Source organism: Paraburkholderia sp. Ac-20347 (assembly GCF_017104805.1).
GTDB classification, from domain to species: Bacteria; Pseudomonadota; Gammaproteobacteria; order Burkholderiales; family Burkholderiaceae; genus Paraburkholderia; species Paraburkholderia tropica.
Genome location: NZ_JAAGPN010000007.1, coordinates 37,330 through 52,028, shown reverse-complemented (window position 1 = coordinate 52,028; position 14,699 = coordinate 37,330). Strand labels below are relative to the sequence as shown.

The window sequence follows — 14,699 nt, the reverse complement described above, 5'->3', positions numbered from 1 at the left end:
CGAGCGTAGCGCCGTGTGCCCTCTTCAAACCATACAAAACCCGACGTACGTTTGCACGGCACCGACACTCACGTGCATGACGATGTCTTTATGCGTGGGCGTGCATCTCTGCTGCCGTTGCGCTCCATTGCAGATAATCCGCGCGCGTCCAGTCGAGCGACACACCCACGCGACGCGTGCCGGGGCGGATCTTCGGCTTGTGCACGGCCAGCGTGAGCGTTTCGAGCGCGGGCCATTCGCGAAACGACAGCGCCGCCACATCGGCCACCAGCGTTTCGAGCAAACGCGTATGGGCTTTGTGCGCGAGGAAATCCGCGATGCGCGCACACCAGCTTTCGTAATCGATCCAGTCGCCCGCCTCTTTTGGCGCGCGGCCATATCCGAGCTGCGCGTCGATCACGAGCGGCTGCGACTGACCGTGTTCATGCGGATGAATGCCGATGCGCGCCGGCACGCTGAGCGCGTCGACGAACACGCTCCAGCCGCGCCCGCATGCAGGCGCATTGTCGAAGGTACCATCGACGATCTTCATGGCGCGAGCGATGCCGCGGCATCGAGCATGATGCGGCAAAAGTAATCGGCGAAACTGCGTCGCACGACCAGTTCGTAACGATCCGCTGCAATCGGAATCAATACGATCGAGGCCTTGAAATACAGGCTCTGCGCGCATTGCCCCGCTTTGAACAGTGACGGATGCAGATCGAGCGGACAGCCGCGCGACAGCACTTCGCGCACGCGCGTGCCTTCGACTTCGACCACGGTATAACCGCTGCCGACGTCGACGGCCGCCGCATAGCATTCGCCGATTTCGGGCGCGAGTTTCGCTTCGAGCACACCCGCACGCACAGGCGCGCTCGAACGCACGAGCCATTCATCGGGGCCGAGCCACAGCACGTCGTAATTGGCGCTGCGCGCGACGGTATTCGGTGCAGCGGGCGGACGGCAACCGACCGTCCGCTCGAATGCCTCGACAAAAGCCGCATCGCTCAATTCGCCGCGCACATTCACCAGATCGCGAAACGGCTGCTCGCGCATCGCGAATGCTTTCGATCCGCGCGCGTCCTGCACCTTGAGCAGATCGTCCACGCCGATAAACGGCGACTCCAGGTTCACACTCTCCGCTCGCTCCGCGAGGGGCATCGGATCTCTCGTTTCATTCCACATGCTGACGCACCCCTTCGATGTCGTAGAAAACCGGGCTGACGATCTTCGCGCCCACGCGCCGCCCATCGGCGAGCGGAATCACGACGCGTTCGCCCATTCTGCCCAAACCGCCTTTAATTACCGCGAGCGCAATCGAACGTTCGAGTATCGGGCTCTGATAACTGGACGTGACGTGACCGAGCATCGGCATCGTGCCGTCGTGACCGGCGCGCGCGCTTTCCTCGACGATCTGGCTGCCTTCGGTCAGCACGAAATGCGGATCGTCGGTGAGCAGACCCACGAACTGCTTACGCCCTTCTTTTGCCGTATCGGAACGCTTGAGCGAGCGGCGGCCGAGGAAGTCCTTGGTTTGCGAAACCAGACCACCCATGCCGAGATCGAACGGCGTTACCGAACCATCGGTGTCCTGGCCGACGATGATGTAACCCTTCTCCGCGCGCAGCACGTGCATCGTTTCCGTGCCATAAGGCGTGATGTCGAATTCGGCGCCCGCTGCCATCAACGCTTCCCACACGGCGCGCCCCGCATTCGCCGGCACATTCACTTCATAAGCGAGTTCGCCCGAGAAGCTGATGCGCATGACGCGCGACTTCACGCCCGCGACCGTGCCATTGCGATACGACATGAACGGGAACGCCGCATTGTCGAAATCGATATCGTCACAAACCTTTCGCAGCACCTTCCGGCTCTTCGGGCCAACCACTGCGAAGGTCGCCCAGTGATCGGTCACGGAAGCGAGCCGCACTTTCATATCGGGCCATTCGGTTTGCAGCCAGCGTTCGAGCCACGTGAGCACGCGCGCCGCGCCGCCGGTCGTCGTCGTCATCATGTAATGCTGCGGACCGAGACGCACCGTCACGCCGTCGTCGAACACCATGCCGTTTTCGTCGAGCATGAGACCATAGCGGCATTTACCGACTTCGAGTTTGCTCCACGGATTCGTATAGACCCAGTTGAGCAGTTTCGCCGCGTCCGGTCCCTGAATATCGATCTTGCCGAGCGTCGACGCATCGAGAATGCCCACGCTGTTACGCACCGCGAGACATTCGCGCTTCACCGCCGCGTGAAGATCTTCGCCGCCCTTCGGGAAATACCACGGACGCTTCCAGTTGCCCACGTCCTCGAACAGCGCGCCGTGCTCGACGTGCCATTCGTGCACGCAGGTCTTGCGCACCGGATCGAGAAAATCGCCGAGTTCGCGGCCCGCGAACGTACCGAAAGTCACCGGCGTGTAATTCGGGCGGAACGTCGTGGTGCCGGTTTCCGGAATCGTTTTTCCGAGCGCCGCCGCGAGAATCGCCATGCCGTTGATATTGCCGAGCTTGCCCTGATCGGTGCCGAAACCCATCGCCGTATAACGCTTGACGTGCTCGACCGATTCAAACCCTTCGCGCGCGGCAAGCAGAATATCGGCCGCCGAGACGTCATTCTGGAAATCGACGAACTGCTTCGGGCCGCGCGACGCTTCCGTGCGACTGCCCACGAGCCACAGCGGTTCGAGCGGCGATTCGCTCAGCTCCGCGACCTTCGGCACGTTCGGACGCGCGAGCTTGAAACCGAGACTTTGTGCCGCGTCGATGCCGGCATCGACCGCGAGCGTCAGGCCGCGCGCCAGACTGAATTCGCCGACCGCCGCGCCCACGCTGACTTCGGGCTGCACGCGCTTGCCCGGCATGAAGCACGCTTTCGTGTCGTTCCAGAGCGCCTTGCCGCCCGATTGCGCGAACAGATGCAGCACGGGGCTCAGGCCACCCGACATCGCCACGAGATCGCACGGAATCGTTGCCTGCTTCGCACCGGTCTTGCCGTTCGCATACGCGACCACGTCCACGGCATTCACGCGCAGTTTGCCGTGCGCCGTCATGATCGCGGCGTTGTTCATCACCTTCACACCCTGGCGACGCGCAGCGCTTTGCAATGCGCCACTGCCTTGTGCGCGCGAATCGACGAGCGTCACGTTTGCACCGCACGCCTTGAGATCGAGCGCGCAACGATAGCCCGCATCATTATTCGTGAACACCACGGCATTGCGGCCCGGAATCACGCCATAGCGATGCAGATAAGTCGATACCGACGACGCGAGCATGATGCCCGGCAAATCGTTATTGCCGAATACAACCGGACGCTCCTGCGCGCCCGTGGCGAGAATCACGCGCTTCGCACGAATCTTCCACAGCAGTTCACGCGTGCCGTGACGCGTGGACACCGGCAAATGCTCAGTCAACCGTTGCGCGACGGTCACGAGATTGTGATCCTGATAACCGAATGCCGTGCTGCGCGAGAGAATCTTCACGTCCGGCATGGCGGACAATTCGGCTTCGATCTTTTCGACCCATTGCAGCGCGGGCTTGCCGTCGATCTCCGCCTTGCAGCCGAGCAGGCTGCCGCCGAGTTCGCGCTGATCGTCGATCAGCATCACGCGCGCGCCGCTCAACGCGGCCGTGTGCGCTGCCGCCAGACCCGTCGGGCCGCCGCCGATCACGAGCACGTCGCAATGTGCGAAGCATTTATCGTAGCGATCGCCGTCACGCACTTCAGGCGATTTGCCGAGACCCGCCGCATCGCGAATCTTTTCTTCGTATTTCGGCCACCATTTACGCGGCCACATAAACGTCTTGTAGTAAAAGCCCGCGGGCAAAAAGCGCGAGAACTTTTGATTGATCGCCATGCGATCGTTTTCGAGGTTCGGCTCGGCGTTGACGCTGTTCGCCACCAGCCCCTGATACAACTCGATCTCGGTCGAGCGCGCATTCGGCACGGTATGCGCGCCGCGTTCGAGTTGCACGACCGCATTCGGCTCGGCCACGTCGGCCGTCACGATGCCGCGCGGACGATGGTATTTGAAACTGCGCGCCACGAAATGCACGTCGTTCGCGAGCAGCGCGGAAGCGAGCGTATCGCCCTGATAACCCTGATACGTGCGGCCGTTGAACGTGAATGTCAGCGGAATCGCGCGATTGATGCGCCCACCGGCGCCGAGGCGGTTCTTCTGGCTCATCGCTGTGCGCTCCCTTTTTCCAGATCTTTTTCGTTGCCCGCGTGATTGCCCGCGCCGAACTTCTCGTAGCTTTGAATCTCGTACGTCACCGTATCGCGCGTGGCCATGAACCAGCGGCGGCAGCCTTGTGCGTGCAGCCATTGCTCTTTATGCACGCCGCGCGGATTGTGGCGCATGAACAGGTAATCGCCCCATTCCTTGTCGCTCAGCGCATCGGTATCGAGCGGGCGAGCGATTTCCGCTTCGCCGCCGCAGGTGAATTCGATTTCGGCGCGCGGCCCGCACCAGGGGCATTCGATCAGCAGCATGATGTGTCTATCCTGTGTGCGGTTAATGCGCCACGGCGGCTGCGCCGTGTTCGTCGATCAGATGACCGGTGTAGAAACGGTCGAGCGAGAACGGCGCATTCAGCGGATGCGGTTCGTCGTTCGCAATGGTGTGCGCGAAGACCCAGCCCGAACCCGGCGTCGCCTTGAAACCACCCGTGCCCCAACCGCAATTGAAATACAGGCCTTTAACGTCGGTCTTGCTGATAATCGGGCAGGCGTCCGGCGAGACGTCGACAATGCCGCCCCACTGGCGATTCATGCGCACGCGCGAAAAGACCGGGAACATTTCGACGATGGCCTGCAACGTGCCTTCGATAATGTTGAAACTGCCGCGCTGGCCAAAACCGGTGTATTGGTCGACGCCCGCGCCAATCACGAGATCGCCCTTGTCGGACTGGCTGATATAAGCGTGCACCGCGTTCGACATGATCACCGTATTGACGACCGGTTTGATCGGCTCGGAAACGAGCGCCTGCAACGGATGGCTTTCCAGCGGCAGACGCACACCGGCCATATCGGCGAGCGTGGTGGTATTGCCCGCAGCGACCACGGCCACTTTCTTCGCCTTGATAAAGCCCTTCACCGTATCGACGCCCGTCACGCGGCCGCCATCGCGGCGAATGCCCGTGACCTGGCAATTCTGGATGATGTCCACGCCCGCACGATCCGCGCCGCGCGCAAAACCCCACGCCACGGCGTCGTGACGCGCCACGCCCGCGCGGCGTTGAATCGACGCGCCCAGCACCGGATAGCGGCTATTCAGATTGATCGTCGGCTCGATTTCCTTGATCTGTTCCGGCGTGAGGAATTCAGCGTCCACGCCGTTGAGCCGGTTCGCATTCACGCGGCGCTCGGTATCGCGCACGTCCTGCAGCGTATGAGCGAGATTCATCACGCCGCGCTGACTGAACATCACGTTGTAGTTGAGATCCTGTGCGAGACCTTCCCACAGTTTCATCGCCTTTTCGTAAAGCGCCGCCGACTCGTCCCACAGATAATTCGAACGCACGATGGTCGTATTGCGCGCGGTATTGCCGCCGCCAATCCAGCCTTTCTCCAGAATCGCGATATTCTTCACGCCGTGTTCTTTGGCGAGGTAATACGCGGTCGCGAGACCATGTCCGCCGCCGCCGACGATCACCACGTCGTACTCCTTTTTCGGCTCAGGACTTCTCCACTGCCGCTCCCAGTTCTCGTGATACGACAACCCGTTGCGGAACAGACTGAATATCGAATAGCGGCTCATCTCGCAGACCCCTTTGCGTGTTTCCGTTTGCGCGTTTCCATTAGCACTCGATGACGTTCACGGCGAGTCCACCGCGTGACGTCTCCTTGTATTTCGTCTTCATATCGGCGCCCGTTTCGCGCATCGTCTTGATGACGTTGTCGAGCGTGACGTAATGCTGGCCATTGCCTTTGAGCGCCATGCGCGCGGCATTCAGCGCCTTGATCGCGCCCATCGCGTTGCGCTCGATGCAGGGAATCTGCACGAGGCCGCCGACGGGATCGCACGTCATGCCGAGGTTGTGCTCCATGCCGATCTCGGCGGCGTTCTCGACCTGCAAGGGCGTGCCGCCCATCACGGCCGCGAGCGCGGCGGCGGCCATCGAACAGGCGACGCCCACTTCGCCCTGGCAACCCACTTCGGCCCCTGAAATAGAGGCTGTTTCCTTGTAGATGACGCCGATCGCGGCGGCGGTGAGCAGGAAATCCACGATGCCTTTTTCGTTCGCACCGGGCACGAATTTCACGTAGTAATGGAGCACGGCGGGAATTACACCGGCCGCACCATTGGTCGGCGCGGTGACGACGCGGCCGCCCGCGGCGTTTTCTTCGTTCACCGCCATCGCGTAGAGATTGACCCAGTCGAGCATTGAAAGCGGGTCACGCAACGACTCTTCGGAACGCGCGCGCAATTGCACGGAAAGATCGGCGGCGCGGCGCTTGACCTGCATCGGACCAGGCAGCTGACCGTGCATCTTGCAGCCGCGCTCGACGCACGCGGCCATCGTGCGCCAGATTGCCATCAAGCCTTCGCGCACCTCGTCCGGCGAGCGCGTCGCGCATTCATTGGCGAACGTAATCTCCGCAATGGACAGCCCGCTTTCATTGCAGACGCGCAGCAGATCGTCGCCGGTGCGGAACGGATACGGCATGTCATGCGCGGTGCGCACGCCATTGACGCGATCGCCTTCGCGATTCACCACAAAGCCGCCGCCGACCGAGTAATACTCTTTTTCCACCAGCAACTGGCCGTTTTCGTCGAAGGCCTGAAAGCGCATGCCGTTCGAATGCAAGGTATTCGCGCCGCCCATCGTGCGTCGAAAGAAACCGATACCTTCTTTTTCGTCGAAGCGAATCGATTGCTTGCCGAGCAACATCAGGGCTTTCTCGGCGCGAATAGCGGCGAGGCGCGGTTCGATCTGATCCGGATCGATCGCATCGGGCAGATGACCCTCGAGACCGAGCAGCACGGCCTTGTCGGTTCCGTGGCCCTTGCCGGTGGCGCCCAGCGAGCCGTACAGCTCGACCTTCACGCGACGCACGAAGGCCAGCAAATTGGCGTCCTCGATATGGGACACGAAGCGGCAAGCGGCAACCATCGGACCGACGGTATGCGAGCTCGACGGGCCAATCCCAATCTTGAACAGGTCGAAGACGCTGACATTCATCTGACTTCTCCGGCTTGGCGTGGCACGAGTGACGTTGGAATCAGTAGACCAAATCGCGGCCCGGATCAGATAGAACAAAAGCGCCATTGCGCGTGGACGGCCCCGCCAGACGGGCGTCGCGGCGTCCCGCCATGCGGTTTGACGATGATTCGCGGTCAAAAGGCGTAAGCCGGCGTGACGCCGGCCCGGGTGGGGAAAATTCGAATTGCTGCACCGCGGAAACTGCGTCGATCGATTAAACGTTTCAGAACGAATGGCGCATACCGATTCGCACGTCGGCCTGCGTCGTGGTCGAGGACGGCGTGAAGCTGTAACCGATCACAGCATCGACGCCTTGCGATGCCTTCAGCCAGTCTCCGGACAGATAGACGTCGGTGCGTTTCGAGAGGGCGTAATGCAGGCCCGCCGACAGCTGATTCCAGTGATGGCCATCGAAATGCGTGTACTGGTAGCCGCCAATCAGCGCGAGCGCGGGCGTGATTTGCCAGTCGGCGCCGCCTTCGGCCACGAGCATGTGTTCGCTTTCGCCAAACGCCTTGATTTGCGTATAGGTGAAATCGCTCATCAGCGTGACGTCGCCAATCACATAACTCGCGCCGATGCCGAATGTGCCTTGTTTATCGACGGGAAACGCGCTGTCCGCGTAAAGATCGGTGACCGCGCCCGTGGTGGGATCGACGCTCACGGTCGGGCGGCCGAAGAAGGTATGCACGCCGATCATCGCGTACGGATCGAAGCCGTAAATACCGGACGGATTATTCAGCTGTGTATACGCCGCGCCCATCGCGAATGCGCCGTGCTGATATTGCGCGCCCACGCTCCACGCGCTGCCCGTATGAAAATCGCCAGGCGTATTGCTGAACGAATACATGCCGCCAAACTGGAAACCGCCATACGTGTTCGACATGAACTTCACCGAATTCGGCAGATGATCGCCATTCATGCGGTCGAAGTCGCCTTGATTGATGGCGTAACCGCTCGCCCACGCCGTGACGTTGAAGAGATAAACCATCTCCTGCGTCATGTCGATCTGATTGCCGAACGTGAGCGTGCCCCAATCGCTCTGCAACCCCACATACGCCGCGCGGCCGAATAGCGAACCGCCATTCGCGAGCGTGCCGTTGCCGAGGTGAAATCCGCTTTCCAGATCGAACACGGCTTTCATGCCGCCGCCGAGATCTTCCGTGCCTTTGATGCCCCAACGGTTCGCGTACGAAATACCGTCGTCGAATTTGACTTGATGCGAGCCGCCTGCATTGGTGACGTAAGTCACACCCGCATCGATGATGCCGTACATCGTGACGCTGCTCTGCGCATGACTCGAATTCGATAGTGCGGACAGCGCCAGTGCGATTGCGGTCAGTACCAGTGCGTTTGCTTTTCTCATGGTGTCGGTCTCTCTTGACTCGCGATACGGTTGAAAAGTGCCGCATTTCAGGGCCTGGCAGCGCGCCTGGCAGCTATGCGGACGGACCAAACGTAAGCGTCCAAATCGCGCGCAACCTGCGTTCAAGCGACGCGCACTGGCGCTATCGCGACATGCATGGTGCGTGAAAACCCCTGTAAAAAGCGCTCGAATCCTTATGTAGCAAGGCTCGCGAGACGACGCGCACGGCGCGACCATCGACAATCCGACGCGCGCTTTTGAAAATGCGCCGCGGCACGCGCGCAACGTTTTTATTGATTGATCATTCAATAAAAAATAATTAGAGTGGAGTCCTCCCCGTGCGTCCTGACTCACCATGCCCAAGATCGGAATGCGCGACCTGCGTCGCGCCCAACTCATCGATGCCACCCTGCAGACCATCGACCAGTCTGGTTTGTCGGGTACGACGCTTGCGACCGTTGCGCAGCGCGCGAATATCTCGACCGGTATCGTGAGCCACTATTTCGGCGGCAAGGACGGGCTGCTCGAAGCCACCATGCGCCATGTGCTCCGCGATTTGTGGGAAGCGACCATGCGCCGCCGGCTGGCCGCGAAGCCCGAACCGCGCGCGCGTCTGCGTGCGATCGTCGCCGCCAATTTCGATGTTTCTCAGGTCAATACACCGGTCATGAAGACGTGGCTCGCGTTTTGGGCCGAGAGCATGCATCAGCCCACGCTGCGCCGTTTGCAACGCGTGAATACGCGCCGGCTGTATTCGAATCTGTGCGCGGAATTCGAAAAAGCGCTGCCGCGCGCTGCGTCACGGCGCGCCGCCACCGGGCTCGCCGCCATGATCGACGGCCTCTGGCTGCGCGGCGCAACCACCGGCGAACCCTTCGACACCAAAGCCGCCTTGCGGCTGGCCAACGATTACATCGACTTGCTGCTCGACGCGCGCGCCAAGGCGCGCACGCGCAAGTCGGCCTGACTACGGAGTCCTGGCGATGCCCCATTACCCGCTCGAACGCCTCTTCATTCACGGCGCGTACCTCGACGCCACCAGCGGCGAAACCTTCGAAACGTTCGACCCCGCCACCGGAGAAACGCTGGCGACCGTGCAGCAGGCGAGCGCCGCCGATATCGAGCGCGCCGTGCAATCCGCGCGCGACGGTCAGCGCGTGTGGGCCGCGATGACGGCCATGCAGCGTTCGCGCATCCTGCGCCGCGCCGTCGAGTTGCTGCGCGAGCGTAACGATGCGCTCGCCGAGCTGGAAACGCGCGACACCGGTAAGCCTATCGCCGAAACGCGCGCCGTCGACATCGTCACGGGCGCGGACGTGATCGAATACTATGCGGGCCTCGCGCCCGCACTCGAAGGTCAGCAGATTCCGCTGCGCGAGAGTTCGTTCGTTTATACGCGGCGCGAACCGCTTGGCGTGACGGCGGGCATCGGCGCGTGGAATTACCCGATTCAGATCGCGTGCTGGAAATCGGCGCCCGCTCTTGCAGCCGGCAATGCGATGATTTTCAAGCCCAGCGAAATCACGCCGCTGTCCGCCGCGAAACTCGCGGAGATCTATCTGGAAGCGGGCGTGCCGCCCGGTGTCTTCAACGTGGTGCAAGGCGATGGCCGCGTGGGCGCGCTGCTCAGCAACCATCCGGGCATCGAGAAAATTTCGTTTACCGGCGGCGTGGAAACGGGAAAGAAAGTCATGGCCGCTGCGGCCGCCTCGTCGCTCAAGGAAGTGACGATGGAGCTCGGCGGCAAGTCACCGCTGATCGTGTTCGAAGACGCCGATCTCGACCGTGCCGCCGATATCGCCGTGACAGCCAACTTCTTCAGCGCCGGCCAGGTATGCACGAATGGCACGCGCGTTTTCGTTCAGGCATCCATACGCGACGATTTCGAATCGCGCGTCCTGCAACGCGTGGCGCGCATTCGCGTGGGCAAACCCACCGATCCGTCCACCAATTTCGGCCCGCTCGCGAGCGCGGCGCAACTGGACAAGGTGCTCGCCTTTATCGACAGCGGCAAGCGCGAAGGCGCCCGGCTGATCGCAGGCGGCTCACGGCTGACTGAGGGCGACTTCGCGCGCGGTCAATACGTGGCTCCCACGGTCTTTGCCGATTGCCGCGACGAGATGAAGATCGTGCGCGAAGAAATCTTCGGCCCCGTGATGAGTCTGCTGACGTTCAGCGACGAGGAAGAAGTCATCGCGCGCGCGAACGATACGCTTTATGGACTGGCAGCGGGTGTCGTCACGGAGAATCTCTCGCGCGCGCATCGCGTGATTCATCGCCTGGAAGCAGGTATTTGCTGGATCAATACGTGGGGCGAGTCGCCCGCCGAAATGCCCGTGGGCGGCTACAAGCAATCGGGCGTGGGCCGCGAAAACGGCATCACGACACTCGAGCACTACACGCGCCTCAAATCCGTCCAGGTCGAACTGGGACCGTATCAGCCCGTCTTTTGAGGGAGCCCGGCATGGCAGCGCAAGACTATGACTACATCATCATCGGCGCGGGCTCGGCAGGCAATGTGCTCGCGACGCGGCTGACCGAGGACCGCGATGTTCGCGTGCTCCTGCTCGAAGCGGGCGGTCCCGATTATCGCTTCGATTTCCGCACGCAAATGCCCGCGGCGCTCGCGTATCCGCTGCAGGGGCGGCGCTACAACTGGGCCTACGAAACCGATCCCGAACCGCACATGAACAACCGGCGCATGGAGTGCGGGCGCGGCAAGGGACTGGGCGGCTCGTCGCTGATCAATGGCATGTGCTATATCCGCGGCAACGCGCTGGATTACGACGGTTGGGCCGAGCGCGACGGCCTCGAAAACTGGAGCTATCTGGACTGTCTGCCGTATTTTCGCAAGGCTGAAACGCGCGACATCGGCGCGAACGATTATCACGGCGGCGACGGGCCCGTGCATGTCACCACCAGCAAGCCCGGCGTGAATCCGCTATTCGAGGCCATGATCGAAGCGGGCGTGCAAGCGGGTTATCCGCGTACCGACGATCTCAACGGTTATCGCCAGGAAGGTTTCGGGCCGATGGATCGCACGGTCACAGCGAAAGGCCGGCGCGCGAGCACCGCGCGCGGCTATCTGGATCAGGCGAAGCAACGATCGAACCTCGATATCGTCACGCACGCGGTGACCGACCGCATTCTCTTTAGCGGGAAACGTGCGAACGGTGTGGTGTTTCTGGACGGCAACGCGCGCATCACGCGTCGCGCGCGCCGCGAAGTGTTGCTGTGTGCGGGCGCGATTGCCTCTCCGCAGATCTTGCAGCGCTCGGGCGTCGGTCCCGGTGCATGGCTGCGCGAACTCGATATTCCTGTCGTGCTCGACTTGCCTGGCGTCGGGCAGAATCTTCAGGATCACCTCGAAATGTATATGCAGTACGCGTGCAAGGAGCCTGTTTCGCTCTATCCCGCGCTGCTGATGCGCAATCAACCGGCTATCGGTCTCGAATGGATGTTACGCGGCACGGGCATCGGTGCGAGTAATCATTTCGAAGCGGGCGGTTTTATCCGCACGCGCGATGACGATCCATGGCCGAATATTCAATATCACTTTCTGCCGGTCGCGATCAATTACAACGGCTCGAATGCGATCAAGATGCACGGCTTTCAGGCGCATGTCGGTTCGATGCGATCGCCCAGCCGCGGACGCGTAAAGCTGCGTTCGCGCGATCCGCGTGAACATCCGTCGATTCTCTTCAACTATATGGCCGAGGCGCTCGACTGGCGTGAGTTCCGCGACGCGATTCGCATCACGCGCGAGATCATCGCGCAGCCCGCGCTCGACCGCTTCCGTGGACAGGAGCTGAGTCCCGGCGCGCAATTGAAGAGCGATGCGGAGATCGACGCATTCGTGCGCAGTCGCGCGGAAACCGCGTATCACCCGTCGTGTTCGTGCGCGATGGGCTACGACAACATGGCCGTCGTGGACAACGAAGGCCGCGTGCATGGTCTTGAAGGATTGCGCGTGGTCGATGCGTCGATCATGCCGCGTATCACCACGGGCAATCTCAATGCGCCGACCATCATGATGGCCGAGAAGATCGCCGATCAAATTCGCGGCAAGCAGCCGCTCGCACGTTCGACGGCGGACTACTTCGTGGCAAATGGTGCACCGGCGCGCGGCGGTGCAACGCAACGGTCAACAACGCCGCCCGTGACGCATGTGCATGCGATGTCTTGAAGCCGCGAACTCAATGCGCTGATTCAATCGTTCGTTAAATAGCAATGCCGAAGCTTCTCGCGAAGCTTCGGCATTTTTTTATGATGCTGAAGAAATGAAAAACGCCGCGTCGAATCGGTGAAACAGTTCAAACGCCCGCGGCCCAATGATGCGAAATCGCAATCGTCAACGCCGCCGCAATCAGCGCGCCATACGGTGCAAGATTCAGCCAGATGCTCCGCTTCGGCACGACCACTTCCATATCGAGTGCGCTTCCCGCCGGAAATCGCCCGCGATCCTGCAGATAATGGCGAAACGCGAACACCGGCACGATCAGCAGCATCGCAATCAAACCATCGCGCAAGGTGCCCTCGCCTTGCAGATTCGCACCCGCGCCTACGAACACCAGATTCGCGTAGCCGCACAGCGCGCCGAGCGCGAGCAGCCATGTCGGACAGCGGAACGGGCGCTCCCATTTGCCGCGATCCATGCGGTGTATCCAGCCCGATTGCAGATTGAGAAACACGAACAACATATAGCAGACGTTGGAAATCGACAGCACCGTCATATAGTCCGACATCGCGAGCAGCACGAGATTGAAACCGAGATCGGTCCACATTGCGGCCGTCGGCGCGCCGTGCTCGTTGACGCGCGAAAGATAGCGCGGCAGCCAGCCATCGATCGACGCCTGATACAGCGTGCGCGACGATCCCATCATCGACGTCATGACGATCAGCAGAATCGACAGCATCAGCATGACGACCACGGCGTTGCCGACCCATGCGCCGCCGCCCACCATCGTGGCCATTGCGGTACCGACGCCGGTGCCATCGCCAATGCGCGGATCGAGCATCGCCTGCATGCCCAGCGAACCCTGGAAGGCGAGCGGTACGAGCGTCATCACGACGAGGCACAAGGCGCCCGACCAGAAGATCGCGCGCGCCGTATCGCGACGCGGATCGCGGAATTCGCGCGTGTAGCACACTGCAGTTTCGAAACCATACGAAGCCCAGCCGGCCATGAACATCGCGCCCAGGGCCATCACCACGCCCTGTCCGTTCCATGCGCCGAAGAACGATGCGGTGAGATTGCCGTGCGCATCGTGCCCGAGCGGCAGCAACGGAAAGAGATGCGTGGCCGGCACATCGCCCGTAATGAACGGCACGAGGCCGACGATCAATAGCGGCGTGAGCGACGCAATGCCGAGTATCTTTTGCGTCTTCGCGGCTTTCGAGGCGCCGCTATGTTGAAGGCGAAACGTGATGAGCAGAAACGCTGCGGCGATCAGAAACGTCGCGTTGATGCGCAGCGTGAGGCCCGGTTTGATGAAGTCCAGATGCGCGAGCGTCAAGCGCCATTGCAGGATCGCCGCATCGGGCGAGAACAAGGTGGCAAGCGCGTAATTCGCAGCGAGCCCGCAACCGAGCGCGAGCATGGGCGACCATGCGAGCCAGTTGCACCACACCGAAACGGGCGCAATCATCTTGCCGTAGCGCACCCAGCCAATCGCGCCATACACCGACGCGCCGCCCGATTTATGCGGAAAGAGTCCGGAAATTTCCGCATACGTTGCACTCTGCACGAGGCCCATTGTGATCGACGCAATCCAGATCGCCCACGCGGGCTGACCGATGGTCGCGCACACACCACCGATCGTGAACAGCACGCCCGCAGGCACGCCACTCGTCACCCAGAATGCGTCTTTCCACGTGAGGCCGCGCTGCAATGCGTGGCCCTGGGCGCTGCGAGCGCCGGCCTCGTCGGCCGAGCGCGGACGAAATCCCGCTTGCTCCATCTGCCTCCTCCTCTCGTTGAACGCTAAACAACCAAAATCACCGGGCCAATAGGGAGAAATCGGGAAGTACGGTCATGACGCTGCGTGAAAGCGAATGCGCGAAGATGCAGACGCGCACGCTATTCAACACGTATTTGCAGGCGCCTTTCACGCGCACCGATTCCCTATGCAGCCGCGCGTACTCGCAAG

The 14,699-nt window shown here is 61.6% G+C and carries 10 protein-coding genes and 1 pseudogene; 3 read left to right on the top strand and 8 right to left on the bottom strand.

What is annotated here, in order from left to right:
- Nucleotides 1-88 precede the first annotated feature (88 nt).
- The 7 genes from G3N97_RS02825 to G3N97_RS02795 form a co-directional block, all read right to left on the bottom strand.
- On the bottom strand, nucleotides 89-532 hold the full coding sequence (locus G3N97_RS02825; RefSeq protein ID WP_205991809.1) for a dihydroneopterin aldolase: 444 nt from the start codon (nucleotides 530-532) through the stop codon (nucleotides 89-91).
- The gene (locus G3N97_RS02820) at nucleotides 529-1,164 is read right to left on the bottom strand and encodes a sarcosine oxidase subunit gamma (RefSeq protein WP_205991808.1); all 636 of its coding nucleotides are present in this window, start codon (nucleotides 1,162-1,164) and stop codon (nucleotides 529-531) included. Before G3N97_RS02820 ends, G3N97_RS02825 begins: the two co-directional genes overlap by 4 nt.
- Entirely contained in the window at nucleotides 1,154-4,162 is a 3,009-nt protein-coding gene (locus tag G3N97_RS02815) for a sarcosine oxidase subunit alpha family protein (RefSeq protein ID WP_205991807.1), read from the bottom strand. The genes G3N97_RS02820 and G3N97_RS02815 overlap by 11 nt, the downstream gene beginning before the upstream one ends.
- Nucleotides 4,159-4,470 carry a sarcosine oxidase subunit delta gene (locus G3N97_RS02810; protein WP_205991806.1) on the bottom strand — a complete coding sequence of 104 codons (312 nt, stop codon included), beginning with the start codon at nucleotides 4,468-4,470 and terminating at the stop codon, nucleotides 4,159-4,161. Before G3N97_RS02810 ends, G3N97_RS02815 begins: the two co-directional genes overlap by 4 nt.
- 22 nt (nucleotides 4,471-4,492) lie before the next feature.
- Nucleotides 4,493-5,737: a sarcosine oxidase subunit beta family protein gene (locus G3N97_RS02805; protein ID WP_205991805.1), complete on the bottom strand. Its 1,245-nt coding sequence runs from the start codon at nucleotides 5,735-5,737 to the stop codon at nucleotides 4,493-4,495.
- Nucleotides 5,738-5,777: 40 nt separating this feature from the next.
- Entirely contained in the window at nucleotides 5,778-7,163 is a 1,386-nt protein-coding gene (locus G3N97_RS02800) for an L-serine ammonia-lyase (RefSeq protein ID WP_205991804.1), read from the bottom strand.
- Between the two features lie 244 nt (nucleotides 7,164-7,407).
- Nucleotides 7,408-8,550: a porin gene (locus G3N97_RS02795; RefSeq protein ID WP_205991803.1), complete on the bottom strand. Its 1,143-nt coding sequence runs from the start codon at nucleotides 8,548-8,550 to the stop codon at nucleotides 7,408-7,410.
- Between the two features lie 355 nt (nucleotides 8,551-8,905).
- On the opposite strand from G3N97_RS02795, the gene betI reads away from it, so the two are divergent.
- The 3 genes from betI to betA are packed head-to-tail and all read left to right on the top strand — an operon-like array spanning nucleotide 8,906 to nucleotide 12,736.
- Nucleotides 8,906-9,517 (top strand): transcriptional regulator BetI, encoded by a 612-nt coding sequence (gene betI / locus G3N97_RS02790; RefSeq protein WP_065059945.1) that lies wholly within the window; start codon nucleotides 8,906-8,908, stop codon nucleotides 9,515-9,517.
- 16 nt (nucleotides 9,518-9,533) lie between these two features.
- Nucleotides 9,534-11,003, top strand: coding sequence for a betaine-aldehyde dehydrogenase (gene betB, locus G3N97_RS02785; RefSeq protein ID WP_205991802.1), 1,470 nt, complete (start codon nucleotides 9,534-9,536; stop codon nucleotides 11,001-11,003).
- Nucleotides 11,004-11,014: 11 nt separating this feature from the next.
- Nucleotides 11,015-12,736: a choline dehydrogenase gene (gene betA, locus G3N97_RS02780; protein ID WP_205991801.1), complete on the top strand. Its 1,722-nt coding sequence runs from the start codon at nucleotides 11,015-11,017 to the stop codon at nucleotides 12,734-12,736.
- Nucleotides 12,737-12,863: 127 nt separating this feature from the next.
- Here the strand turns inward: betA and G3N97_RS02775 are convergent.
- A pseudogene (locus G3N97_RS02775) lies at nucleotides 12,864-14,450 on the bottom strand (APC family permease); the annotation flags it as partial.
- Between the last annotated feature and the right edge of the window lie 249 nt (nucleotides 14,451-14,699).